The sequence below is a fragment of the Streptomyces sp. P17 genome (assembly GCF_032436805.1).
GTDB lineage: Bacteria > Actinomycetota > Actinomycetes > Streptomycetales > Streptomycetaceae > Streptomyces.
On the sequence record NZ_JAVRBF010000939.1, the window covers coordinates 1 to 266 of the forward strand.

Annotated in this window: 1 pseudogene; it reads left to right on the top strand. The window is 68.4% G+C overall.

What is annotated here, in order from left to right:
- A pseudogene (locus tag RMT89_RS43505) lies at positions 1-266 on the top strand (hypothetical protein); the annotation flags it as partial.

Genomic DNA, 266 nt, shown 5'->3' on the forward strand with positions numbered 1-266 from the left:
GATCATCGCCGGCGGCCTCAACGCCAAGGCGGTGGTCTATCCCATCGCGGAAGGAACCAGCCCCGCAACGCGGCTGACCAACTGGGCGGTGCTGGTGAAGATCGGCGACGGCTCGGCGCCGCCGCCGCGCCGCGAGGACTGGTCGCGCGCGGGCAATCGCGACGAGCTGATGCCGCATGTCGCGGTCGCAGCAGGGATATTCCCAGAACTCCGGCGTCGCATTGACCAGTCCCCTGAAATCGATCTGCGGGATCGAGAAGCCCGCG